Origin of the sequence: Serratia sp. TMDUHS_CL, from assembly GCF_037137105.1 — a bacterium.
Classification (GTDB): domain Bacteria; phylum Pseudomonadota; class Gammaproteobacteria; order Enterobacterales; family Enterobacteriaceae; genus Serratia; species Serratia nevei.
The window spans coordinates 241031-265093 of the sequence record NZ_JBBBDV010000006.1 but is presented as its reverse complement, the minus strand read 5'-3'; the positions used below and the strand labels follow the sequence as shown (position 1 = coordinate 265093).

The window sequence follows — 24063 nt, the reverse complement described above, 5'->3', positions numbered from 1 at the left end:
GAAGAAAGCCGCCAGAGAATCGCTGGCGGCCGAAACGGAAGAAAAATGATCGATAGCGGCGCCGGGCCTACGCCGGGTGCCGTTTAATCGATAGAGATCAGGTAGGTGTAATCCACCTCAATCTGACGCAGTTTAGATTCCGGATTCCACTCTTTGGTCTGAATGATCTCCATTTCCATACTGCCGCGCACCTCATCCTTCAGCCCTGGCATCACATGCGACATCAGGTAACCGAAAAACTGCAGACACTCTTTCGCCGTGCCCTTATGGTTGATGGAGATAAACTCGCGGCTCGGCAAATGGAAGGTGTCTATCTGATGGTTGGAAAGAATATCCTTTTTGTGTTCAGGATCGACCGCCATCACCAGCGTGGATGACAGCTCGTCGCCTTCCCCGGCCTGGGGGGAATAGATGCTGTAAATCCGCCGGCAGTCGACGTGCAGCCCCTTGAAGAAGTCGTTGAAAATCTCGTCCTTCATCGCCATGCAGGAAGAGTACTCCAGCTCCTGCTCGGAGGCGAAATCCAGCCGGCGCGTGAAGCCGACCAGCTGCATCTCGGGCAGCGTCAGGCGCTTCACCTCCGGATAATAACCGGCGCCGTAGCTGGCTTCGAAGTTAAAGCGCGGCATCAGGTTTTTCACGTCCCAGTGTTCCATCGCGCGGTAGCGATTGGGGGTGATGTTGAAGCGCTGCTTGAACATGCGGGTAAAGGTCTGCTGCGAGTCGAAGCCCAGCTCATCGGAAATGTCGATGATCGAGCGACGGGTGATGCGCAGCGCCACCGCGGCGCGCGTCAGGATGCGCGAACGAATATAGGTGGCGAGTTGAATGCCGGTAATACGCTTGAATTTACGCTGCAGATGCCACTTGGAATAGCCCGAAATACGCGCAACTTCATCCAGGTTTGGCCGCTTCTCCAGATGTATCTCCACCCACTCAATTAGCTCTTCAATAAAAAAAATGTCTTCATTTGTCATTATTATGGATTCACTAACTCAATAATGTCGCGATAGTAACCTACACAGATTATGTGAAAGTTGTTATTTTGTGCGAAAACTTGGAGAAAAATCATATCTCATTCATACGGTTACCCGGTTTTTTGCGGTCGCTAGCGGCACAAGTTCCACTGACAATTCCTCACGTTAGCCCATTTTCCGGCCAAAAAAAAATCAAATTGCATTGCCCCGATCGCCGCGAATGCGAAAAGCTGAATACCCCTATTATTAAGGCGTATTACCCTCGCATCGAATCAGGTAGAATGCTCGGCTATCATTTTTGCCGCGCCTTCAGAACGGCGCATCGAAACTGCCGCAGGCGCGGCGCAGAAGGTATCGTTACTCTATGAAGTTCAGGCCGGTATCACCCACAGCCGCCAAAGGCTTACACATCGCCAGCTCGCCTTTCACCCACAACCAGCAAAGCACCAGCCGCATCATGCTGTGGGTCATGTTGGCGTGCATTCCCGGCATCGCGGCACAGATTTGGTTCTTCGGCTACGGCGTATTGATTCAGGTGGCGCTGGCGGCGATCGTCGCGCTGGCGGCGGAAGGCGCGATCCTCAAGCTGCGCAAGCTGCCGGTGCGCAGCCGGCTGGCGGATAACTCCGCCCTGCTCACCGCGCTGCTGCTCGGTATCAGCCTGCCGCCGCTGGCCCCCTGGTGGATGATCGTCATCGGTACTTTCTTCGCCATCGTCATCGCCAAGCAGCTGTACGGCGGCCTCGGGCAGAACCCGTTCAACCCGGCAATGGTCGGTTACGTGGTGTTGCTGATCTCCTTCCCGGTACAGATGACCAGCTGGCTGCCGCCGGATGAGCTGCGTGCCACCGCGCTCTCGCTCCACGACACGCTGCTGGCCATTTTCAGCGGCCATACCTCGCAAGGCGCGACGCTGCACGAACTGCAGATGGGCGTGGACGGCATCAGCCAGGCCACGCCGCTCGACGGCTTCAAAACCGGCCTGCGCAGCGGCCACAGCGTGGAACAGGTGCTGCAGCAGCCGCTGTTTGGCGGCGCCCTGGCCGGCATCGGCTGGCAGTGGGTCAACCTCGGCTTCCTGGCCGGCGGCCTGTTTATGCTGGCGCGCCGCCTGATCCATTGGCAGATCCCTTTCAGCATGTTGGCCGCCATCGCCTTCTGTTCCGGCCTGGCCTGGTGGATCGATCCGGCGCATCAGGCTTCGCCGCTGATCCACCTGTTCTCCGGCGCCAGCATGCTGGGCGCGTTCTTTATCGCCACCGATCCGGTCAGCGCCTCTACTACGCCGAAGGGCCGTTTGATCTACGGCGCGCTGATCGGCGTGCTGGTGTGGCTGATCCGCGTCTATGGCGGCTACCCTGACGGCGTAGCCTTCGCCGTGCTGCTCGCCAACATCACCGTCCCGTTAATCGACCACTACACGCAGCCGCGCGTGTACGGCCATCGCTAAGGAGCCGCCATGCTGAATTCCATGAGAAAGCACGGCACCACGCTGGCGGTGTTCGCGGCGGTCACCACCGGCCTGACCGCCGTGGTCTACGCCCTGACGAAAACCACCATCGCCCATCAGGCGGCGCTGCAACAAAAAGCGCTGCTCGATCAGGTGGTACCGCCGGAAAACTACGACAACGTCATGCAGAACGAATGCTTCCTGGTCAGCGACCCGGCGCTGGGCGACGGCGCGCCGCACCGCTTGTACCTGGCGCGCAAAAACGGGCAGCCGACCGCCGCCGCGCTGGAAACCACCGCGCCGGACGGCTACTCCGGCGCCATCAAGCTGCTGGTCGGCGCCGATTTCAACGGCACGGTGCTCGGCACCCGCGTGATTGAGCACCACGAAACCCCGGGGCTGGGGGACAAAATCGAACTGCGCATTTCCGACTGGATTTCCTTCTTCAGCGGCAAGAAAATCGAAGGCCCGGACGATAAGCGCTGGGCGGTGAAGAAAGACGGCGGCATGTTCGACCAGTTCACCGGCGCCACCATCACCCCGCGAGCGGTGGTCAATGCGGTACGCCGCACGGCGTTGTATATGGAAACGCTGCCGCCTAAACTTGAAAGCTTACCTGCGTGTGGAGCCAGCGAATGAGTGAAGCCAAAGAATTGATCGTCCAGGGGCTGTGGAAAAACAACTCCGCCCTGGTACAACTGCTGGGCATGTGTCCGCTGCTGGCGGTGACCTCCACCGTCACCAATGCGCTCGGCCTGGGGCTGGCTACCACGCTGGTGCTGACGCTGACCAACGCCTCCATCTCCGCGGTGCGCCGCTGGGTGCCGAGCGAGGTGCGCATTCCTATCTACGTGATGATCATCGCCGCCGTGGTGAGCATCGTGCAGATGCTGATCAACGCCTATGCCTTCGGCCTGTATCAGTCGCTCGGCATCTTTATTCCGTTGATCGTGACCAACTGCATCGTGGTGGGCCGCGCCGAAGCGGTGGCCGCCAAGAAGCCGGTCGGCCTCTCGGCGCTGGACGGCATGGCCATCGGCCTCGGCGCTACCGGCGTGATGGTGACGCTGGGCTCAATGCGCGAACTGTTGGGCAACGGCACGCTGTTCGACGGCGCCGATCAGTTGCTGGGCGGCTGGGCCAAGTCGCTGCGCATCGAAGTGGTGCATTTCGACAGCCCCTTCCTGCTGGCGATGCTGCCGCCGGGCGCCTTTATCGGCCTGGGGCTGCTGCTGGCGGTCAAATATCTGATCGACGAAAAAATGAAGGCGCGCAAAGCCCGCGCCGTGGCGGTGGAACCGCTGCTGGAACAAGGACGTGCTGAGAAGGCCTGATGAACAAGCAGAAGCGACTCGAAATTCTGACCCGGCTGCGCGACAACAATCCGCACCCGACCACCGAGCTGGTGTATACCACGCCGTTTGAACTGCTGATTGCGGTGCTGCTGTCTGCGCAAGCCACCGACGTGAGCGTCAACAAGGCGACCGCCAAGCTTTATCCGGTCGCCAACACTCCCGCCGCCATGCTGGCGCTGGGGGTTGATGGCGTCAAGGAGTACATCAAGACCATCGGCCTGTTCAACAGCAAGGCCGAAAACGTGATCAAAACCTGCCGCATGCTGCTGGAGCTGCACGGTGGCGAAGTGCCGGAAGACCGTGCCGCGCTGGAAGCGTTGCCCGGCGTCGGCCGCAAGACCGCCAACGTGGTGCTCAACACCGCCTTCGGCTGGGCGACCATCGCCGTCGACACCCATATCTTCCGGGTGTGCAATCGCACCCACTTCGCGCCGGGCAAGAACGTCGATCAGGTGGAAGAGAAGCTGTTGAAGGTGGTGCCCGCCGAATTCAAGGTCGATTGCCACCACTGGCTGATCCTGCACGGCCGCTATACCTGCATCGCGCGCAAACCGCGCTGCGGCTCCTGCATTATCGAAGACCTGTGCGAGTATAAAGAAAAGGTTTATCCGGAATCCTGAGTTTGTGGGGTGCGGCAAACCGTACCCCACCGCGTTCTTTCCCCCGCCAACGCCTCTTTTTTATCGGAAATGTGATATCGCGCAGCAGTAACCCCGGCGTTATCGCGGTTTTCAGTGAAAAACTCAGTGCCGTGTTATTTTCAAGCGAAAAATTAGTCGAAAATTGCGGTGAACGTCACGCTTTCGGGATCACAAGGCGTTCACAAATGCCAGTCCCGTTTTCCTAAATTTCTATAATTTTACAAAACGCGCCATATACACAACATTCCAACGGATTAATAACCGTACATACACTGATGCGCTAAGAAATAGCAATTCAGCAGAATATATCCCTGTTTAAAATCCGTATAGCTTTTAATCAAAACAAAAAATCGGCAAACCATTAAAACCCGAAAGTTAATACTGCATAACATTTGCAACATCGCAGCATAATCCTGCGGGCGTTAAATGTAACCGAATATGACAAACTGCTTGCCACGTTGACAAAGATAGTGAACATTAACCGCCGTCCCCATCCTATAACAACGCAAAAGGATGCCGTTCCGCATCAACTTTTGTACTTTCCCGTCCTCCAAAGACGGGCTGTGAAAAAACAGAGGTACCAGTGTCAACAGCAAACAACCAACACCCGGAGAGCGTTAGCCTTAACGCGTTCAAACAACCGAAAGCGTTCTATCTGATCTTCTCGATCGAACTGTGGGAGCGTTTCGGCTATTACGGCCTGCAGGGCATCATGGCGGTTTATCTGGTCAAGATGCTCGGCATGAGCGAAGCCGACTCCATCACCCTGTTCTCTTCCTTCAGCGCCTTGGTATACGGCTTCGTCGCCATCGGCGGCTGGCTGGGCGACAAGGTGCTGGGCGCCAAACGCGTGATCGTACTCGGCGCGCTGGTGCTGGCCGCCGGTTACGCCATGGTGGCCTACTCCGGCCACGACATCTTCTGGGTCTACATGGGTATGGCGACCATCGCCGTGGGCAGCGGCCTGTTCAAGGCCAACCCATCCTCCCTGCTGTCCACCTGCTATGAGAAAGACGATCCGCGTATCGACGGCGCCTTCACCATGTACTACATGTCGGTGAACATCGGTTCCTTCTTCTCCATGCTGGCGACTCCGTGGCTGGCGGCAAAATACGGCTGGAGCGTGGCGTTCTCCCTGAGCGTGGTCGGCATGCTGATCACCCTGGTCAACTTTATGATGTGCCACAAGTGGGTGAAGGAAAACGGTTCCAAGCCTGACTTCAAGCCGCTGCATCTGCCGAAACTGCTGATGGTGCTGGTCGGCATCGTGGCGCTGATCGCCGTGTCCAGCTGGCTGCTGCACAACCAGGTGATCGCGCGCTGGGCGCTGGCCCTGGTTTCCGCCGGCATCGTATTGGTGTTCGCCAAGGAAACCTTCGCCCTGCACGGCGCCGCACGCCGCAAGATGATCGTCGCCTTCCTGCTGATGCTGGAAGCGGTGGTGTTCTTCGTGCTGTACAGCCAGATGCCAACCTCGCTGAACTTCTTCGCCATCCATAACGTGGAACACAGCATCTTCGGCGTTGCCTTCGAGCCGGAGCAGTATCAGGCGCTGAACCCGTTCTGGATCATGCTCGCCAGCCCGATTCTGGCCGCGCTGTATAACAAAATGGGCGATCGCCTGCCGATGCCGCACAAGTTCGCTTTCGGCATGATCCTGTGTTCCTGCGCCTTCCTGGTGCTGCCATGGGGCGCCAGCTTCGCCAACGAACAGGGCATCGTGTCGGTCAACTGGCTGATCCTGAGCTACGCGCTGCAGAGCATCGGCGAGCTGATGATTTCCGGCCTGGGTCTGGCGATGGTGGCGCAGCTGGTGCCGCAGCGTCTGATGGGCTTCATCATGGGCTCCTGGTTCCTGACCACCGCCGCCGCCGCGCTGATCGCCGGTAAGGTTGCCGGTCTGACCGCCGTCCCGAGCGACATCAACGACGCGCACGCTTCGCTGGCCATCTACAGCCATGTGTTTATGCAGATCGGCATCGTCACCGCCGTCATCGCTATCCTGATGATGTTGACCGCGCCGAAGCTGTACCGCATGACGCTGGACACCACCGAAGACGCCAATCAGAAAGCGCAGGAAGCCACCGCGGCTCGCTGATCGCCGGCAGATTGAGCGTAAATAAAAACACCGGGGTTAACGCCCCGGTGTTTTTTTATGCCTGCAAGAAAAAGGCTTACGCTGACTTGGGTTTGCCGCTCAGGTTGGCCCACATGAATTCGCTTACCAGCGCGCTGTGGAACGCCGCCTGTTGCTTGTCGGCGGCGGCGCTGTGCCCGCCTTCGGTATTTTCATAGAAATAGGCCTGCTGATACCCCATCGCCTGCATGCGCGCAGCCATTTTGCGGGCGTGGGCCGGGTTGACCCGATCGTCGCTGGTCGCGGTATAGAACAGCACCGGCGGATAGGCCGTCTGCGCCTGAATATTGTGGTACGGCGAGAAGGTCTTGATGTAGGCCCACTCCTCCGGCTTGCTCGGGTCACCGTATTCGGCGATCCACGACGCGCCGGCGGAAAGCTGGGTATAACGCTGCATGTCCAGCAGCGGCACTTCGCAGACGATGCAGCCGAACAGCTGCGGATACAGCGTCAGCATATTGCCCACCAACAGGCCGCCGTTGCTGCCGCCGCGTGCTCCCAGATGCGGCGCCGAGGTCACCTTGCGGGCGATGAGATCTTCGGCCACGGCGGCGAAATCCTCGTAGGCGCGATGGCGGTTCTGCTTGAGCGCCGCCTGGTGCCAGGCCGGGCCGTATTCGCCGCCGCCGCGGATGTTGGCCACCACGTACACCCCACCGCGTTCCAACCAGGCCGGCGCCTTGCCGCCGAGATAGCCCGGCAGCAGCGGCACTTCAAACCCGCCGTAGCCATACAACAGCGTCGGTGTGCTGCCGTCCGGTTTGAGATCTTTGGCGGCAATCTGGAAATACGGCACGCGGGTGCCGTCCTTGGAACGCGCAAAATGCTGGCTCACCTGGTAGCCTGACGCGTCAAAATCCTGCGGCGCCTGTTTCAGCAGCGTCGCCTCACCGCCGTCGAGATTGCCCATGTACAGCGAGGTCGGCTGCAGGAACCCGCTGACGGTCAGGAAATAGGCGTTGCTCTCTTCGTCGATGCCGCCGGCGGAAAGGGTGCTGATGGCGCCGGGGTTGCCCAGCGGGCGACGTTGCCAGCTGCCGCCCTGCGGCGTCAGCACTTCCAGCCGGTTGACCACGTTATCCATGATGCTGAGGATCAGATGATCGCGGGTGCCGCTGTAGCCGCTCAGCGCCTGCTCCGCCGTCGGGGTAAACAACAGCTGCAGCTCGCGCTTGCCCGCCAGATAGTCATCGAAGTTGGCCGCCAGCAGCGCGCCGGACGGATAACGCTTGCCGCCCACCTCCCAGTCGCTGCTCGGTTTGATCAGCAGCCATTCCCGATGCGTGTCCAGCTCGGCGTCGGCCGGGATATCGATTTTTTTCTGCCGGCCGTCCTGCATCAGCAGGAAATAGTCGCGGCGATAGAAATCCAGGCTGCGGCCGACGAAATCGCGCTCAAAGCCCGGCGTGCGATCGTGATAGGCGAAGACCGCCATGTCCTCGGGCTGCGCTTCGTACAGCGTTTCGGCGGCGCTCAGCGGCGTGCCGCGCCGCCAGCGTTTGGCGATGCGCGCGTAACCGGACTGGGTCATCGATCCGGGGCCGAAATCGGTGGCGATGAACAGCGTGTCCCGATCGACCCAGGAGACCCGGCTTTTCGCCACCGGCACGTTGAAGCCGTCCTTGACGAAGCGCTTGGCCACCAGATCGAATTCGCGGATTTCGGTGGCGTCACCGCCGTCCGGCGACAGCTGCATCAGGCAATAGCGGTATTCAGGCGCCAGCGGTTGCGAGCCCTGATAGACCCAATCCTTGCCTTCCGCCTTGCCCAACGCATCGATATCCAGCACCGTCTCCCAGGCCGGTTTGGCCTTGCGGTACTCGTCCAGCGTGGTGCGCCGCAGCAGGCCGCGCGGGTTGGCCTGATCCTGCCAGAAGTTGTAATAGTACTCGCCGCGCTTGCTCACCCACGGGATTTGGGTGTCTTTATTGAGGATATCCAGCACCTCGCGCTCAATGCGCTGAAAGTCTTCGCCCTGGCCGAAACGCGCCACGGTGCGCTGATTTTCCTGCTGCACCCATTGCAGCGCTTTTTTACCCTGCAGCTCTTCCAGCCACAGGAATTCATCGCCGGCGGCCGCGCCGCCTTCCGCCGCCATCGCCAGGCGGATACTGTTGGGTAATGAAGTCATCGCGAATACGGCTCCTGCGGTTTGCGCACTGAGTTTAATGAACTGACGTCGATTGGTGACCGGCAAAATCAAGCTCCTTTTGAGTCGGCTGCAACGCCGCCCCGTCGTGGGCGACAGCCTGTGAAATAAGAGTCATTTTCAACAAGGTAGGCGTTTGGCGGCGCGGAGTCAAAGCCCACGGCCGCCGCGTTGAGTCAGGATTGAGGATAGTGGATCAGATCGTGGATACGCACCGTTTGTGAACTGGCGTTGCGGTAAGCGTGCGGCCGATCGGCCTGAAAGCGCATCGCCTCGCCGGCGGCCAGGCTGTGCCATTCGCCGTCTATCGCCAACTCCAACCGGCCGCTGATCACGATGACATGCTCGATCACGCCCGGCTCATGGGGCGACGACTCGCTGAGCGCGCCCGGCGCAAGATCGATGACGAACATATCGAAACCCAGCTGACGATCGTACGGAAACAGCGGCACCACGCGCATATCGGCGTTGTCCTGATCGTACACCGGCAGATCGCCGTAGCGGTGCAGCGTCGCCTGCTGCTGCGCGGGGGAGGCCTCAAGAAAAGCGGAGAACGCCACGTTGAAACCGGTGGCGATCTTCCACAGCGTCGCCACCGTCGGGCTGGATTCGCCGCGTTCGATCTGCCCGAGCATCGCCTTGCTGACGCCGGTGTATTCCGCCGCCTGCGTCAGGCTCCAGCCGCGCTGCGCGCGCAGCGTGCGAAGGGTGTGTGCCAAATGGCCGGCAAGTTCCTGCATCCAGTTCTCCTCTGCGTGTCGAGCCCGATTATACCCGCTTGTGCGCTATAGCGCACGGTGCTATGCTGATTTCTAAACGTGCGTTATAACGCACAATCACCGATTGGAGCCACTCATGCGCCCAGCCCTCTCCCTGCGCCATCTGACCCTGCCCGCCATCATGGCCGGCTTTGTCGCCGTTCTGGTGGGTTACACCAGCTCCGCCGCGATCATTTTCCAGGCCGCCGCCGCCGCGGGCGCCACGCCGGCGCAGATCGGCGGTTGGCTGAGCGCGCTGGGGCTCGCGATGGGCGTCACCTCGCTCGGACTCTCGCTTTACTACCGTACCCCGATCCTCACCGCCTGGTCGACGCCCGGTGCGGCGCTGCTGGTCACCAGCCTGCCCGGCACGCCGATCAACGAGGCGATCGGCGTGTTTATCTTCGCTTCCGGTCTGATCCTGCTGTGCGGCGTCACCGGGCTGTTCGCCCGCCTGATGGACTACATTCCGCAGGCGATTTCCGCCGCGATGCTGGCGGGGATCCTGCTGCGTTTCGGCCTGGACGCCTTCGCTTCGCTGCAGCTCAATTTCCCTCTGAGCGCCGGCATGGGGCTGGCCTATCTGCTCAGCCGCCGTTATCAACCGCGCTACGCCATCGTGCTGACGCTGGCGGCCGGGCTGGCGATCGCCGCGCTGCAGGGCAATATCCAGCTGACGCAGCATGCGCCGGCGTTCGCCATGCCGGAATTTATCGCGCCGCACTTCAGCTGGCCGACGCTGCTGGGCATCGGCGTACCCTTCTTCGTGGTGACCATGGCTTCGCAGAACGCTCCCGGCATCGCCACGCTGCAGGCGGCGGGCTACCGCGTGCCTACGTCACCGCTGATCGCCTGGACGGCGCTGACCGCGTTGCTGCTGGCGCCGTTCGGCGGCTTCTCGGTGTGCATCGCCGCGATCACCGCCGCCATCTGCATGGGGTCGGACGTGCATCCCGATCCGCAGCGACGCTATATGGGCGCGGTGGCCGCCGGCGGTTTCTACCTGCTGGCCGGGCTGTTCGGCGGCGCCATCGGCCTGCTGTTCAGCGCGTTGCCGGTCGCCCTGATCCACACCATCGCCGGGCTGGCGCTGCTCGGCACCATCGGCGGCAGCCTGCAACGCGCCCTGCATGATGAAAAGCAGCGCGACGCGGCGCTGATCGCCTTCCTCATCACCGCCTCCGGCGTCACGCTGCTCGGCATCGGTTCGGCCTTCTGGGGCATTGTCGGCGGCGCCATCGCCCACCTGCTGCTGTCGCTGCCGCGGCGAGGAACGGCAGCATAAAATGCCAACCGCACGCCGTGCATTGACAAGCACGGCGGTGACGCCTTCACTGGATGGGCACACTGCGATTTCCGCACGAGGCCCACATGAAAGAAAAGGAACAATGGTCCCAGGTCGATCGCTATATCGTAGACAGCCTGGTAGAACAAGACGATGCCCTGTTGCAGGCGCTGGCGACCAACGCCGCCGCCGGGCTGCCGGCGCATGATGTGGCACCGAATCAGGGCAAACTGCTGCAGCTGTTCGCCCGCATGGTTAACGCCAAACGCATTTTGGAAATCGGCACGTTGGGCGGCTACAGCACTATCTGGCTGGCGCGCGCGCTACCGGCGGATGGCAAATTGATCACGCTGGAAGCGGATGAAAGCCACGCCGCCGTCGCCCGCCGGAATATCACGCGCGCCGGTCTCGACGGCCTGGTTGAGCTGCGCGTCGGCCCCGCCATGACTCACCTGCCGACGCTGCACACCCTGGCCCCCTTTGATCTCATCTTCATCGACGCCGACAAACCCAGCAACCCCGATTACCTGCGTTGGGCGCTTAAACTCGCGCGCCCGGGCACGGTGATTATCGGTGACAACGTGGTGCGCGATGGCGCAGTCACCGACGCCGCCAGTACGGACGCCCGTGTACAAGGCGTACGCGAGTTCTTCACGATGATGGCGCAGGAACCCCGTTTGACCGCCACCGCCTTGCAAACCGTGGGCAGCAAGGGCTGGGACGGATTTTCTCTGGCTATCGTCAATTTTTAAGTGACAATGTCACCAAGGAAGCCTATGACTGAGAAAGCCGCGCTGTTAGCTCAGCGCTTGATACGCAATGTCGAACGGGTAGATAAGCAACACGATCGGCGGCCGCCGCTGTATGACAGCGTCGGCGCTCGCCTCGGCACCGGCACCGCCGCCGACAAGCTGGGTGCCTCCTTCGATTGCGTGGCGCCGGGCATGCGTTCCTGCCCCTACCATTTTCACTACGCTCAGGAGGAAATGTTCATCATTCTGGAAGGCAGCGGTACGCTGCGGGTGGCCGGAGAAATGCTGCCGATCGTCAGCGGGGATGTCATCTTCATTCCGCCGGGCCCGGAATACCCGCACCAGATCATCAACACCTCCGATGCGCCGCTGAAGTACCTGTCCGTCAGCACGCGCGAGCAGCCGGAGCTGGTGATGTACCCGGATTCCGGCAAATACCAGGCGATGGCGCGCAGCGCAGACGGCGAGCAGGTACGCTACCTGCAGCGCCCTTCAACCTCGCTCGATTACTGGCAGGATGAACCCTGAATCGCCGTCCGGGAGCGGGAGATCCAATGCGCGCGCCGCCAGCTCGGCCACACGGAAGTCGATATCCGCCGCCTGCCCGTCTTCCATAAACCAGGCGGCGGAGAGCCCCGACCAGGCCAGGATCCATTGCAGCAAGCGCCGGCGCTCCAGCCCGGCCAAGCGACAGACCTGTTCCACGCGCCGCTGGAAAATGGCCGGATCGGTGGCGATACCGTAGTTGGGATTACAGAAGATATTGGCGTAATCGAAGCCCCGTTCGCCGTACAAGCGCTTGGGATCGATCGCCAGCCAGCCGCGTTCGCCGAAGTCCAGCACGTTGTCATGGTGTATATCGCCGTGCAGCACGCTTTCTTCTCGCGGGCTGCTCAGCAGCTCCGCCGCCGTCGTGGCGCTGAGACGCAGCATGCCGCCGTGCGCCTGCGCCGCCGGCCATAGCGAGCTGAACCACTCCTGCAACGGGATCAGCTCGGGCAACGGCGCGGCACGCGGCGCATGCAACGCGGCGATCGCCCGACAAAGGACCTGCGTGGCCTGCTCATCGTCGCCGTCACGCACCAGCTGCGCCAGCGAACCTTCACCCTGCGCGCGCTCCAGCAGAATACCGTCGTCGTGCCACGCCAGCACCTGCGCGGCGCCTTCCCCGCGCCACCAGCACATCAGCTGGCCGCCGAAGCGCTCTTCCTGCTCGCGGGCGATCTTCAACATAGCCGCCTCGCCCCGGTAACGCACCGGCATCAGCAGGCTGCTGTGGGTTTCGAAGGCTTTGCCGTCCTGTTCCAGTTGCCAGCGTTGCAGGTAGGGAGTAAAAAGCGGGTTCATCGTCTCATGCGTCCTTGTGGCCGATCTGCGCCGCACTGTCACATTCGCGTGAGAGACGACGTATAAAATAAAGAGGGATGATACTCTCAGATATCATCGATGTGCGGCGTCTGGCCGCCGTTTCCTCAGTATCCTAACCAAGTTTGTCGATTTTATTAACCGGTCTTGCGCGGGGTTTGATCATGACATCATTAAAACGCACGAATTATCCGCAGTTGCCTACGCCGGGCGGCCCCTATGTGCATGCGGTGCGCCACGGCGATCGCCTGTACGTGTCGGGATTGACGGCCTTCGCCACCGACGCGCAAGGCTTGAGCGCGCCGGAACAGACGCAGGAGATCCTCGAACAGCTGGCGACCATCGCCGCCAGCGAAGGCGTGAATCTCAAGGCATTGATTAAAATCAGCGTGTTCCTGACCGACATTGCCGATCTGGCGGGCGTGCGCCCGGTGCTGTTTGACTATTTCGATGGCGCGCTGCCGGCCTGTTCATTGGTGGCGGTCAGCGCGTTGTTCTCACCGCAGGTGTGCGTAGAGATAGAGGCGGTGATGGCGTTGCAATAATGCGCGGCTAGAGCGCGCCTTCATCCGGCACGCAGGGGCCGATCTTGAACCAGGCTTTGGCGATCTGCCCCTGTTCCACTTCGTAGATGGCGATGACATCCATTTTGCCGCGCCCCTGCGGGAAGTTGCGCGTCACCACTTCCTGATCGACCACCATGTTCCCCACCGCCATGCGTTTTATCCGTTCGCCGTACAGACTCGGCTCCTGGAAACGCACCAGATGCCGTTCGCGGATCGCCGCCTTACCGCTGGCCAGCAGCGTGTCGGGATGCTCGTAATACTGCGCGTCGTCCGCCCAGCAGGCCATGAAGGCGTCGATGTCACGGGCGTTATAGGCGTCAAGCTGTTGTTGAACCACATCCTGCGGGCGTGCCGTTTTATCGTTCATCACATCCTCCTGCCGAAGTTAACCGCCGCATGTATCGAACCCAACACGTTAACCGCCCAGTGCTGCAGCTTGATGACACGGCGAGAATTGAATAAAAACCCAAAAATAGCGAATAAATAACCTACCACGCCCAATGGACAATTCAAGCACCCGCGCACAAATTTTCTGCGCCGCGCCAGGGGCGGTGAAAACCGCATGGCACCGCGCGTTAATCTTTGCGACGGTGAGGGAAATTCTGCTAATTTAGCGTGAACAGCCTGATGATAACGAAACGCTATGCAGCAAAAGCCGGTGTTGGACGAAGCCAGACAGTTAAAGCGACTCAACGCCGCCACGCGGCGTCAATCCCATATGTATAAATGGATCGCGCTGATTGCGGCGCTGGATGCGCTGCTGGTGTTTTGGTATGACCGGGATATGCGCAACGTCACCTTCTCGGGAGCGGTTGCGCTGGTGTGCGGCTATCTGTGGATCCGCGATCGCAACAAGGCCCGGGGTTACCGGCGCGAGTTCGACCGCAAATTCGGCAAGCGCAGCGGCGATTAAGGCTGCATCGCTTCCAGCACTTTAGCGCTGTCGACAATCTGCACGAACTTCACGATTTTGCCGGCGCGCAGCGTATAAATATGCGCAAAAGAGGCGCTGAAGGATTTGCCGGTGGCCCGGTAGGTGCCGTGATAAAAACCTTGCGCGATCACATTGTCGCCGGCGTCGTAAAAGTGATCGACATCGGCGCGGTAGCCTTGCCATTCGCTGCCCAGGCGCTGATGCACGTTCTTGATAATATTTTCCGGGCCGATATAGGTACCGGCATAGGGGAAACCGGCGGCTTCGGTCCACTCGGCATCGGGGGCCAGCGCCGCCAGCAGATTACGGCCGTTTTCTTCGGAACTGCCTTCATAGGTTGCGCGCACTATCTCAAGAGGGGTTGGCATGTCTCTTCTCCAATGGCTGATGAGGATATTCCGGCCATCCCCGCGGACACAGGCTCTCACCAAGCGGAGACGGCGGAATGCTGCTATTCTAGGTTGCTTGTTTCGCTGCAAAAACCGCAGTTATGACAATAGTGGGTTGCACTTTAGTAAACAATAGCCGTTTTACTGTCATTCTCCCGGCATCCGGCGCGGCTATGCTGATTGACCGATTTCCCCCAACAGGAGCTGAACGTGTCTTTACCCTCGCTGACGCAAGAGCTGTTACAACCTTTCTCACCCTACCAGGCGCTGGCGCAAACGTTGCTGCCGCTGACCCTCGAGTCGGACGACGGTTCGCATGACGTCGCGCATCTGCACCGGGTCTGGAAGAACTGCCGCCGAATCAGCAAGCTGGAAGGTGGCGACCGGCGCATTCTCTGCGCGGCGGTGCTGCTGCACGACGCCGTCGCGGTGGAAAAAAACTCGCCGCAGCGCCATCTGGCCTCGCGCATGGCGGCGGAGCAAGCCACGTTGACGCTGACCCGGCTGGAATGGGCACCGGCGGATATCGCGGCGGTGGCTCACGCCATCGAAGCGCACAGTTTTTCCGCCGGTATCCCCCCGCAAACGCTGGAGGCGAAGATCCTGCAGGATGCCGATCGCCTCGACGCCATCGGTCTTATCGGCGTGGCGCGCTGCTTCTATATCGGCGGCCGCATGCGCAGCGCGCTGTATGACGCCGCCGATCCGCGGGCCGAGCATCGTCAATATGACGACAAGCGTTTCAGCCTGGACCACTTCGAAACCAAGCTGTTCAAACTGCAAGACGGCTTCCAGACCGCCGCCGGGCGGCACATGGCCGAACTGCGCACCGAACGCATGCGGCGCTTTGTCGACGATCTGCTGGAAGAGGTGTAATGCCGGCTTACCGGGCATTTTCGTTATGCCCATAACATTTTCGGTCACATAACGCCGCTAAACTGTAAGTCAACTTCACCGAACGGGCGGTACAGATGAAAAAGTTGACGTTGAAAGAGATGACGGAAAGCGAACAGCGGGAAGTGAAAACCGAACTGGACAAGGCGCGCAAAAGCCATGGGCGGCCGCTGACCAACGCCGAACAGCACAAGGTCAAAGATGAAGTGGTGGCGCGCATCATGGCCGCCAGAGCGAAGCTCGCCAAGGCGGAGCGCGCAGAACGCAAGGCCAACCGCTACCGGCCAAGCGGCGACACCTTCAGCTGGTCCGCCACCATCGGCTCCCGCCCGCCGCGCTGAGCCGGCCAAACCCTCCCCGCCGCCGCGGGGATTTTTATTTATTAGCCAAACTCATTCCCGCCGACGAATCATGAATAACAATGTTATCAATCTGTTGTAAATTGACAGCCTGATGAAGACTATTCATTATCACCCCACTTCCCCTTTTCGCGAGACCGCCATGGCCTACCCACGCAACGCTGACATTCTGATGACGCCCGCGTTGCCTATTGGCGGTTTGGCGGCGGTAAAATCGAAGAAACAGACGCTCATTTGACCGGGGCGAGCTGTCCCGTCAGATGAGCTGACTGGATGGCACGCAACGCCCCGCCTTCAATTTTCTCATCTGGCTTCTCTGTCGGTCACACAGAAGGAATATTTTATGGCCTCATTTTCGGGTATTTGGGTGGCGATGGTTACCCCTTTCAATCACGATGCCGTCGATCTGCCGGCGGTGAAACGCCTGGCGCGGCACCTGCTCGACGCCGGCATCGAGGGTCTGGTGGTCTGCGGCTCCACCGGTGAAGCCGCCGCGCTGAGCAAAGAAGAACAGCTGGCGGTGCTCGACGCCGTGCTGGACGTGGCGCCCGCCCATCAGGTGGTGATGGGCCTGTCCGGCAATAACATGGTCGCCACGCTGCAAATGCAGCAGGCTATTCAGCTGCGCGATATCGCCGGCGTGCTGATCCCGGCGCCTTACTACATCCGCCCTTCGCAATGCGGCCTGATCGACTATTTCACCCAGCTGGCCGACGCCTCAACCGTGCCGGTGATCCTGTACAACATTCCGCAGCGCACCGGCATCACCATGGAGCTGGCCACGCTGCGCCAGCTCGCACGCCACCCGCGCATCGCCGCCATCAAGGACTGCGGCGGCAACCCTGACGCCACCATGGCGCTGATCGCCGACGGCGAGATCGATGTGATGACCGGGGAAGACAATCTGATCCTCACCACGCTGTGCCTCGGCGGCACCGGCGCCATTTCCGCCGCGGCCCATGTTCACCCGGAACGCTTCGTTCAGCTGACGCAGCAGGTCGCCGCCGGCGATCTGGCCGCGGCGCGCAGCAACTTCTATGAGCTGCTGCCGATGATCCACCAGATGTTCAGCTTCCCCAATCCGGCGCCGGTCAAGACGGTGCTGGCCCAGCAGGGGCTGATCGCCAACGAGCTGCGCTCGCCGATGCAGGTGGCACCGCAGGCGCTGCAGCAGCAGATCGCCGCAACGCTGGCGCAGCTGCAGCCCGCCGAGGCGATCATCGGTTAAATTTGTTAGCTAAGCCGCTGTAATTTTGGCGCTATGGGACTACGATGAGAGGTTAAGCATGCCCGTCATTCGTCATCAACAAGGAGCTTCCGATGAAACTGTTCTATAAAGCCGGCGCCTGTTCGCTGTCCCCGCATATCGTGCTGCGTGAGGCAGGGCTGGATTTTACGGCGGAGAAGGTCGACCTGGCGCAGAAGAAAACCGAGAGCGGCGCCGATTACCTCACCATCAACCCCAAGGGACAGGTACCGGCGCTGCAGCTGGATGACGGCAGCCTGCTGACCGAGGGCGTGGCGATCGTGCAATACCTGGCGGATCGCGTGCCGGACCGCAACCTGATCCCGGCGGCGGGCACTCTGTCGCGCTACCACGCGATCGAATGGCTGAACTACATCGCCACCGAGCTGCACAAAGGATTCAGCCCGCTGTTCAACCCGAAAACGCCCGAGGAATATAAAACCATCGCGCGCGCCAAGCTGGAGCAGCAGTTCAGCTATCTGGATTCGGTGCTGGCGAAGCAGCATTTCCTGTTGGGAAGCCGTTTCAGCGTGGCCGACGCCTACCTGTTCACCGTGTTGCGTTGGGCGTTTGCCCTGCAGTTCGACGTGCGCAAGCACGCCCATCTGGCGGCCTGGTTCGATCGCGTTGCGGCGCGCCCGGCGGTAGATGCGGCGCTGAACGCCGAAGGATTGAAGTAAACATCGGGCCCCGGCGGCTGTCGCCGGGGCCGAATGCTACTTACAGTTTGACCGCTTTGAACTCGCTGCGCGGCTGCACGATCCGATCCTGCGCCGCCACCACCTGCAGTTCGTACTCGCCCATCTCCTGCGTGGTCAGCATCACCTCATACACGGCGGCGGTCACGTGCTCCAGCGCTTTATCCAACGCCTCGCCCTTCAGCAGATCCACCAGCAGCAGACCACTGGTCAAATCGCCGACGCCGACCGGCTGACGCGCGCCGAAGTCCACCAACGGCCGGCTGATGTGCCAGGCCTCGTCCGCCGTCACCAGCAGCATTTCGAAACAGTCGGCATGATAGCCGGCGCGGGCCAGGTGCTTGACCAGCACCAGCCGCGGCCCTTTGGCGATCAGCGCGCGGGCGGCCTGCACCGCATCGGCCACGTCGGCGACGGCCATCTGGCTCAGCATCTCCAATTCCAGCAGGTTCGGCGCCATCATGTCGCTGCACGGCAGCGCCTGGCGGCAGTGAAACTCGGCCACGCCCGGCGCCACGATACAGCCCTTTTCCGGATGCCCCATCACCGGATCGCAGAAATACCAGGCATTCGGGTTCGCCTGCTTAACCTGACGCACGATCTCCAGAATATGGTCGCCCTGCTCCGGCGAACCGATATAACCACTCAACACCGCATCACAGCGTTTCAGCTGATCGATATTGGCGATGCCCTGCGCGATCTCGGTCAGGTGGCTGGCCGGCATGACGCAGCCGGTCCACTGACCGTATTGCGTATGGTTGGAGAACTGCACCGTGTTCAGCGGCCAGACGTTGACGCCCATGCGGCGCATCGGAAACTCCGCCGCACTATTGCCGGCGTGACCAAACACCACGTGCGACTGGATAGAAAGAATGTTTTTCATCGACAGAACTCGTTCGGAATACGGCAGCCGGGCGGCTGCCCAAAAATAAAGGGGCCGCCAGGGCCCCTTACCGTCATTATTCGTTATTGCCAATCCACCAGGCAGTAGTGTTTCTTGCCGCGACGCAGCAGCGTGTAGCGGCCGAACAGACGGTCTGAATCGCTGAAGCGGTATTCGGCATCGGACTGTTTCTCGCCGTTGATGGTCACCGCGTTGGAACCGATCATGGTGCGCGCCTGGCCGCGTGACGGCACCAGTTCGGCATTCACCAACGCCTGCTGCAGATCGGCGTCGCCATCCAGTTTGATGGTCGGCATGCCGTCCTGCGCCAGCTGGGCGAAGTCCGCTTCGGTCATGTCGTGCAGCGCGCCGGAGAACAGGCTCTGGGTGATGCGCTTCGCGGCCGCCAGGCCTTCCGCACCGTGCACCATGCCGGTCACTTCTTCCGCCAGCACGTACTGGGCGCGTGGCGCCTTGCCGCTGTTCTTGTCTTCTTCTTCCAGCGCATTGATGTCTTCCAGGCTCATGAAGGTGAAGAACTTCAGGAAGCGGTAGACGTCGGCATCGGCGGTGTTGATCCAGAACTGGTAGAACTTGTACGGGCTGGTTTTTTCCGGCGCCAGCCAGACCGCGCCGCCTTCGGTTTTACCGAACTTGGTGCCGTCTGCTTTGGTGATCAACGGCACGGTCAGACCGAACACCTGCTTCTGGTGCTGGCGACGCGTCAGATCGATACCCGAGGTGATGTTGCCCCACTGATCGGAACCGCCGATCTGCAGCTCCACCTGGTGGCGGTTGTACAGCTCGGAGAAATCGAAGCCCTGCAGCAGGTTATAGGAAAACTCGGTGAAGGAGATGCCGGAGTCGTCGCGATTCAGGCGCTGCTTAACCGCTTCCTTATTGATCATCTGGTTGACGGAGAAGTGCTTGCCGATGTCACGCAGGAAGGTCAGCACGTTCATGCCGCCGAACCAGTCGTAGTTGTTGGCCGCGATGGCGCTGTTGCTGCCGCAGTCGAAATCGAGGAACGGAGAAACCTGCTTGCGGATCTTCTCGACCCACTCGTTCACCGTATCAGTGGTGTTCAGCTTGCGCTCCGCCGCTTTGAAGCTCGGATCGCCGATGAGGCCGGTGGCGCCGCCCACCAGTGCGACCGGCTTGTGGCCGGCCAGCTGGAAGCGCTTCAGGCACAACAGAGGAACCAGATGGCCCAAATGCAAGCTGTCAGCGGTCGGATCGAAACCGCAATACAGTGCAATTGGCCCTTGCGCCAGTCGCTCCGCTAACGCTTCCTCATCCGTAACCTGGGCAACGAGGCCCCGCTCTTGCAGTTGTTTAATCAAGTTGCTGCTTGCCATCAATGACTCCATGTATAAACGAATGCACCTTTGCCGGTACACGGCCTTTCGCCCAGTGGCGAAATAAAAAATTCAGGGTAGCGCATAGAATAAAGCGCCGGCGGCGTCAGCACCAGCGCTTAGAGGGGATTTTCCGTCTTCAGGGTGCCAGTCGGTCAATTTTCCAGTCATTCCCGTCCCGCTGATACAGGAAACGGTCATGCAGGCGATGGGCGCCGCCCTGCCAGAACTCGACGGAGTCGAATTTCACGCGGAATCCGCCCCAGAAACTCGGCAACGGCACCTCGCCCTGCTGGAACTTCTGCTTCAGCTCGAGGAATTTGCTTTCCAGCACGCCGCGCGCGGAAATGCGCGACGATTGCTGCGACACCCAGGCGCCGATCTGGCTGTCTTTCGGGCGACTGTTGAAATACTTCAGCACGTCGAGGGTCGACAGACGCTCCACCTGGCCGAGGAAAATCACCTGGCGATCGAGCATGTGCCAGGGGAACAGCAGGCTGATATGCGGGTTGTGCGCCAGCTGCTGCGCCTTGCGGCTGCCGAGGTTGGTGTAGAACACCAGCCCCTGCTCATCGAAATGCTTGAGCAGCACGATGCGTTGATAAGGCTGGCCGTGTTCGTCGACGGTCGCGACGCACATGGCGGTAGGATCGGCCAGGCGGGCGTCGCAGGCCTGTTTCAGCCAACGCTCGAACAGTTCGAGCGGATTGGCGGTCAGATCGTTGCGGCGCAGGCCACCTCGGGTGTATTCACGGCGCAGGTCCGCAACATCAAACTCATTCTTTTCAATCATCTGGGTTATCGACCAACTGAAAAATCCGTCGTTACATTCTGCGCCTGCGGCGCCAGGAACTCAATCGCTCCGACGCCGCCGCCGACCGTCACTCCGTCAACACGCAGTCGCTCATGACTACCTTGCCGTTGCGCTCAAGATAGGCGTTACGGTCTTTCGACCAAAAAGTGTATTTGCCGTCGCTGTATTTGGCACCGGTCAGCGCCAGCACCTGCTTGAGATGCAGCTGCTCGCCATCCATCAGCAGGCTGACTTCGCTCGCCTTGCCGTCGAGCGCCACCGTCAGCGGCGTAGTGCCGCACTGGTAGTGCATCGTCTGACTGCTTTGCGGCAGGATGTAGCTGCAGCCGGACAGCGCCAGCGCGCCGGCGACGAAAATGACTTTTTTCATGCTGTTGCTCCTTAGAAAAATCCTTCACAGGCTATCCTAACAGAGCTAACGGGCCCCCAATGGCAAAACCGGATAAATCCCACCCAACACCGTTTCACGGCTGGCGCCGGTCACCGAAGGCAGGTTGCCGGCCTGGCCGGACAGCGTGCGAAACGCCAGCCAGGCGAAGGCCAGCGCCTCCATGTCGTCGCCGCTGACGCCGAAATCGTCGGTCAGCCCGACCTCCGTCCCCGGCAGCAGCGCAGACAGGCGCGCCATCAGCAGCACGTTGCGCGCCCCGCCGCCGCACACCAGCAGGCGCTCGCACCCGCCGGCCAGCAGCACCTGTTCGCTGATGCTGACGGCGGTCAGTTCCGTGAGCGTGGCCTGCACGTCGACCGGCGCCATCGCCGGCAATCCGGCCAGCTGCCGCTCCAGCCAGGCGATATTGAAATACTCGCGGCCGGTGCTTTTCGGCGCCGGCAGCGCAAAGTAAGGATCCGCCAGCATCTGCTGCAACAGCGGTAAACAAACCCGCCCCTGCATGGCCCAGCCGCCGTCCTGATCGTAAGGCTGCGCACGGTGGCGCCACACCCAGGCGTCCATCAGCATGTTGCCCGGCCCGGTATCGAAACCGCGCACCGGCGTACCGGGCAACAGCAGAGAAAGGTTGGCGATGCCGCCGACGTTCAGCACCATGCGCCTCTCGACGGGATGCCCCAGCAACGCCTGATGAAACGCCGGCACCAGCGGCGCGCCCTGCCCGCCGTAGGCCATGTCGCGCCGGCGGAAATCGCCGACGGTGGTGATATTGGTCAGCGCGGCGATGCGGTTGTTATCGCCGAGCTGCATCGAGAAACGCGCGTCGCCTTCCGGTTCGTGCCACACCGTCTGGCCGTGGCAACCGATGGCGGTGATCTGCTCAGCGTCGATGCCGGTTTGCTTCAGCAAGCCGAGCACCGCCTCGCCGAACAGCGTGCCCAGTTGAGCGTCCAGCCGGCCGACGGCCGCCAACGTGGTCTGCTGCCCCTGGCACATGCCCAGAATCTCTTTTTTCAGCGCCATCGGCATCGGGTGGCTATAGCTGGCCTGCTGCGCCACCATGCGATCGTCGATCGCGGCCAATACCACATCGATTCCGTCCAGACTGGTGCCGGACATGACACCTATATAGCGGCCTGACTTCATAGCAACATCCTCTAACCCGCGCGGTAAGCAAATTTTATCCTGACAAATAAACCAGAATTGCCGGATTAACGCCATGAATTATGATGCTTTTTTTACAGGCCGTGAGCCAGACACCGCCTCCCGGCGCCGCTGTGGCACATGTAATGTGTTAAACCGTGCCATAACAGGCAACGGAATGTCGCCAAGGCTGTCATAAAGGTAAACCGCGGTTTATTATTGGTTGAACAGAGAAAAGTTAAGCTGCGTGCAGCGATGGAGCATGGCGGTGTGTCAACTTTCAGCCATACTTTGTCTATCATTTTCACTGAATCTTGCCTGGAGAGCATTGCCAGGTTATGGACTACTACCATCAGGAGTTTTGTATGATCAAGCGTCTTCTCGTCGTTGCCGTCGCCGCCGTTACGCTGGCCGGCTGTGCCAATGAATCCATGTCCGGCGATGTCTACTCGTCCTCGCAGGCCAAGCAGGTGCAGAACGTCACCTACGGGACGCTGGTTTCCGTGCGTCCGGTTAAAATCCAGGGCGGCGAAGGCTCCAACGCCTTGGGGATGATCGGCGGCGCAGTGATTGGCGGCCTGTTGGGTAACACCGTAGGCGGCGGCACCGGCCGTACGCTGGCTACCGCGGCGGGCGCCATCGCCGGCGGCGCGGCGGGCAACAGCATCGGTGAAGTGGCCGGCCGTACCTCAGGCTACGAGCTGGAAATCAAAACCGACCAGAAAGAGAACATCGTGGTGGTACAGAAAGCGGGCGACACCAAGTTCAGCCCAGGCCAGCGCGTGCGCATGGCGCGCATGGGCGACACCATCACCGTCTCTCCGCTGTAAGTCAGTCGGCGACAAACGGCAAACCGGAGGCAATCGCCTCCGGTTTTATTTCTGATGCTGTGAAACTGTAATCGTAGAAAATAAGAATATTATTATTTGTTCTGCAGTTCGGTGATATTTTGTTCTAACTTGCCAATCAGCCCTACCAACAGATGCACTTCGTCGGCGGTAATGCCGCTTAAAATCTCACTGCGTGTCGACGTGATCACACTGTCCACTTCCCTGATGATCGGATCGGCCGCGTCGGTCAGCTTGATGCGCTTCGCGCGGCGATCGTTGGCACAGGTGTGGCGCGTGATCAGCCCCTTCTCCTCCAGTTGGTCCAACGTGCGAACCAGTGATGGTTGCTCGATACCGATCGCCTTGGCCAGCTGGATTTGCGACTGCTCCGGCGGCAAGCGATTGATATTGTGCAAAGTGACCCAGTGCGTTTGGGTCAGCTCCAACGGCTTGAGCCGATGATCGATGAGCGCGCGCCAAACACGAACTAATCGTGCTAAATCTGAACCTAATGTTGACTCCACTTCCCCCTCCTTATAATTAGCATGCTAACATTACCTCCCAGAGTTTAGACTATTTTGGGTAACTCACATTAAAAACACAAATGTATATAATGTATATTGTGGAAATAGCCACTATTTTTAGCCGCTATTGTTTAATCGTTATGCAAATATTCAACATATTCACCC

Annotated in this window: 27 protein-coding genes; 15 read left to right on the top strand and 12 right to left on the bottom strand. The window is 60.4% G+C overall.

What is annotated here, in order from left to right:
• Window positions 1–83 precede the first annotated feature (83 nt).
• The gene (locus tag WCL58_RS14190; RefSeq protein ID WP_060419143.1) at window positions 84–977 is read right to left on the bottom strand and encodes a helix-turn-helix domain-containing protein; all 894 of its coding nucleotides are present in this window, start codon (window positions 975–977) and stop codon (window positions 84–86) included.
• 364 nt (window positions 978–1341) lie between these two features.
• Here WCL58_RS14190 and rsxD point away from each other — a divergent pair, with 364 nt between their 5' ends.
• The 5 genes from rsxD to dtpA all read left to right on the top strand — a co-directional run bounded on the left by rsxD (window position 1342) and on the right by dtpA (window position 6521).
• Window positions 1342–2427: an electron transport complex subunit RsxD gene (gene rsxD, locus WCL58_RS14185; protein WP_048233608.1), complete on the top strand. Its 1086-nt coding sequence runs from the start codon at window positions 1342–1344 to the stop codon at window positions 2425–2427.
• Between the two features lie 9 nt (window positions 2428–2436).
• A complete protein-coding gene (gene rsxG / locus WCL58_RS14180; protein ID WP_033652583.1) occupies window positions 2437–3066 on the top strand; it encodes an electron transport complex subunit RsxG in 630 nt (209 codons plus the stop codon).
• Entirely contained in the window at window positions 3063–3761 is a 699-nt protein-coding gene (locus tag WCL58_RS14175) for an electron transport complex subunit E (protein ID WP_038873082.1), read from the top strand. Before rsxG ends, WCL58_RS14175 begins: the two co-directional genes overlap by 4 nt.
• Window positions 3761–4402, top strand: coding sequence for an endonuclease III (nth, locus tag WCL58_RS14170; RefSeq protein WP_019455952.1), 642 nt, complete (start codon window positions 3761–3763; stop codon window positions 4400–4402). Before WCL58_RS14175 ends, nth begins: the two co-directional genes overlap by 1 nt.
• 604 nt (window positions 4403–5006) lie before the next feature.
• Window positions 5007–6521: a dipeptide/tripeptide permease DtpA gene (gene dtpA, locus WCL58_RS14165; RefSeq protein ID WP_038873079.1), complete on the top strand. Its 1515-nt coding sequence runs from the start codon at window positions 5007–5009 to the stop codon at window positions 6519–6521.
• Window positions 6522–6597: 76 nt separating this feature from the next.
• Here dtpA and WCL58_RS14160 read toward each other — a convergent pair whose 3' ends face one another.
• Together WCL58_RS14160 and WCL58_RS14155 are read right to left on the bottom strand one after the other, a co-directional pair.
• Window positions 6598–8691 (bottom strand): prolyl oligopeptidase family serine peptidase, encoded by a 2094-nt coding sequence (locus tag WCL58_RS14160; RefSeq protein ID WP_084826311.1) that lies wholly within the window; start codon window positions 8689–8691, stop codon window positions 6598–6600.
• A 194-nt stretch (window positions 8692–8885) separates the two neighbouring features.
• Window positions 8886–9449, bottom strand: a complete 564-nt coding sequence (locus WCL58_RS14155) for a helix-turn-helix domain-containing protein (RefSeq protein WP_033638405.1) — start codon at window positions 9447–9449, stop codon at window positions 8886–8888.
• A 115-nt stretch (window positions 9450–9564) separates the two neighbouring features.
• Between WCL58_RS14155 and WCL58_RS14150 the strand changes: the two genes are divergently transcribed.
• The 3 genes from WCL58_RS14150 to WCL58_RS14140 all read left to right on the top strand — a co-directional run bounded on the left by WCL58_RS14150 (window position 9565) and on the right by WCL58_RS14140 (window position 12032).
• On the top strand, window positions 9565–10752 hold the full coding sequence (locus tag WCL58_RS14150) for a benzoate/H(+) symporter BenE family transporter (protein ID WP_141959092.1): 1188 nt from the start codon (window positions 9565–9567) through the stop codon (window positions 10750–10752).
• An 86-nt stretch (window positions 10753–10838) separates the two neighbouring features.
• Window positions 10839–11504, top strand: a complete 666-nt coding sequence (locus tag WCL58_RS14145; protein ID WP_060440045.1) for an O-methyltransferase — start codon at window positions 10839–10841, stop codon at window positions 11502–11504.
• A gap of 24 nt (window positions 11505–11528) precedes the next feature.
• Window positions 11529–12032: a cupin domain-containing protein gene (locus tag WCL58_RS14140; RefSeq protein ID WP_048233594.1), complete on the top strand. Its 504-nt coding sequence runs from the start codon at window positions 11529–11531 to the stop codon at window positions 12030–12032.
• Here the strand turns inward: WCL58_RS14140 and WCL58_RS14135 are convergent.
• Window positions 11997–12851, bottom strand: a complete 855-nt coding sequence (locus tag WCL58_RS14135; RefSeq protein ID WP_336851298.1) for an aminoglycoside phosphotransferase family protein — start codon at window positions 12849–12851, stop codon at window positions 11997–11999. The genes WCL58_RS14140 and WCL58_RS14135 overlap by 36 nt on opposite strands.
• Before the next feature lie 182 nt (window positions 12852–13033).
• Here WCL58_RS14135 and WCL58_RS14130 point away from each other — a divergent pair, with 182 nt between their 5' ends.
• A complete protein-coding gene (locus tag WCL58_RS14130) occupies window positions 13034–13414 on the top strand; it encodes a RidA family protein (RefSeq protein ID WP_038874872.1) in 381 nt (126 codons plus the stop codon).
• A gap of 7 nt (window positions 13415–13421) precedes the next feature.
• Here the strand turns inward: WCL58_RS14130 and WCL58_RS14125 are convergent, their stop codons facing one another.
• On the bottom strand, window positions 13422–13802 hold the full coding sequence (locus tag WCL58_RS14125; protein ID WP_038874851.1) for a nuclear transport factor 2 family protein: 381 nt from the start codon (window positions 13800–13802) through the stop codon (window positions 13422–13424).
• Between the two features lie 276 nt (window positions 13803–14078).
• On the opposite strand from WCL58_RS14125, the gene WCL58_RS14120 reads away from it, so the two are divergent.
• A complete protein-coding gene (locus WCL58_RS14120) occupies window positions 14079–14348 on the top strand; it encodes a hypothetical protein (protein WP_004938382.1) in 270 nt (89 codons plus the stop codon).
• Here WCL58_RS14120 and WCL58_RS14115 read toward each other — a convergent pair.
• The gene (locus tag WCL58_RS14115; RefSeq protein WP_004938379.1) at window positions 14345–14737 is read right to left on the bottom strand and encodes a nuclear transport factor 2 family protein; all 393 of its coding nucleotides are present in this window, start codon (window positions 14735–14737) and stop codon (window positions 14345–14347) included. The two genes, WCL58_RS14120 and WCL58_RS14115, sit on opposite strands and share 4 nt — an antisense overlap.
• A gap of 201 nt (window positions 14738–14938) precedes the next feature.
• Here WCL58_RS14115 and WCL58_RS14110 point away from each other — a divergent pair, with 201 nt between their 5' ends.
• The 4 genes from WCL58_RS14110 (at window position 14939) to gstA (ending at window position 17937) form a co-directional block, all read left to right on the top strand.
• The gene (locus WCL58_RS14110) at window positions 14939–15634 is read left to right on the top strand and encodes an HD domain-containing protein (protein ID WP_050596009.1); all 696 of its coding nucleotides are present in this window, start codon (window positions 14939–14941) and stop codon (window positions 15632–15634) included.
• A gap of 95 nt (window positions 15635–15729) precedes the next feature.
• On the top strand, window positions 15730–15993 hold the full coding sequence (locus WCL58_RS14105) for a DUF3811 domain-containing protein (RefSeq protein WP_004938373.1): 264 nt from the start codon (window positions 15730–15732) through the stop codon (window positions 15991–15993).
• Window positions 15994–16354: 361 nt separating this feature from the next.
• Complete coding sequence (gene dapA / locus WCL58_RS14100) at window positions 16355–17239, top strand: 4-hydroxy-tetrahydrodipicolinate synthase (protein WP_087763489.1); 885 nt, start codon at window positions 16355–16357, stop codon at window positions 17237–17239.
• 92 nt (window positions 17240–17331) lie between these two features.
• Window positions 17332–17937, top strand: coding sequence for a glutathione transferase GstA (gene gstA, locus WCL58_RS14095; RefSeq protein ID WP_038874842.1), 606 nt, complete (start codon window positions 17332–17334; stop codon window positions 17935–17937).
• 40 nt (window positions 17938–17977) lie between these two features.
• On the opposite strand, the gene pdxY is transcribed toward gstA, so the two are convergent.
• The 5 genes from pdxY to anmK form a co-directional block, all read right to left on the bottom strand.
• Window positions 17978–18838 (bottom strand): pyridoxal kinase PdxY, encoded by an 861-nt coding sequence (gene pdxY, locus WCL58_RS14090; RefSeq protein WP_049201956.1) that lies wholly within the window; start codon window positions 18836–18838, stop codon window positions 17978–17980.
• 83 nt (window positions 18839–18921) lie between these two features.
• Window positions 18922–20196 carry a tyrosine--tRNA ligase gene (gene tyrS, locus WCL58_RS14085; RefSeq protein ID WP_025302669.1) on the bottom strand — a complete coding sequence of 425 codons (1275 nt, stop codon included), beginning with the start codon at window positions 20194–20196 and terminating at the stop codon, window positions 18922–18924.
• Window positions 20197–20335: 139 nt separating this feature from the next.
• Entirely contained in the window at window positions 20336–20989 is a 654-nt protein-coding gene (gene pdxH, locus WCL58_RS14080; RefSeq protein ID WP_049201958.1) for a pyridoxamine 5'-phosphate oxidase, read from the bottom strand.
• Window positions 20990–21077: 88 nt separating this feature from the next.
• On the bottom strand, window positions 21078–21380 hold the full coding sequence (locus tag WCL58_RS14075; protein ID WP_004931294.1) for an MliC family protein: 303 nt from the start codon (window positions 21378–21380) through the stop codon (window positions 21078–21080).
• Between the two features lie 45 nt (window positions 21381–21425).
• Window positions 21426–22547, bottom strand: a complete 1122-nt coding sequence (anmK, locus tag WCL58_RS14070; RefSeq protein WP_060440050.1) for an anhydro-N-acetylmuramic acid kinase — start codon at window positions 22545–22547, stop codon at window positions 21426–21428.
• Between the two features lie 362 nt (window positions 22548–22909).
• Here anmK and WCL58_RS14065 point away from each other — a divergent pair, with 362 nt between their 5' ends.
• Window positions 22910–23374 carry a glycine zipper 2TM domain-containing protein gene (locus tag WCL58_RS14065; protein WP_025159710.1) on the top strand — a complete coding sequence of 155 codons (465 nt, stop codon included), beginning with the start codon at window positions 22910–22912 and terminating at the stop codon, window positions 23372–23374.
• 92 nt (window positions 23375–23466) lie between these two features.
• On the opposite strand, the gene slyA is transcribed toward WCL58_RS14065, so the two are convergent.
• A complete protein-coding gene (gene slyA, locus WCL58_RS14060) occupies window positions 23467–23898 on the bottom strand; it encodes a transcriptional regulator SlyA (RefSeq protein WP_038874827.1) in 432 nt (143 codons plus the stop codon).
• Window positions 23899–24063: the final 165 nt, after the last annotated feature.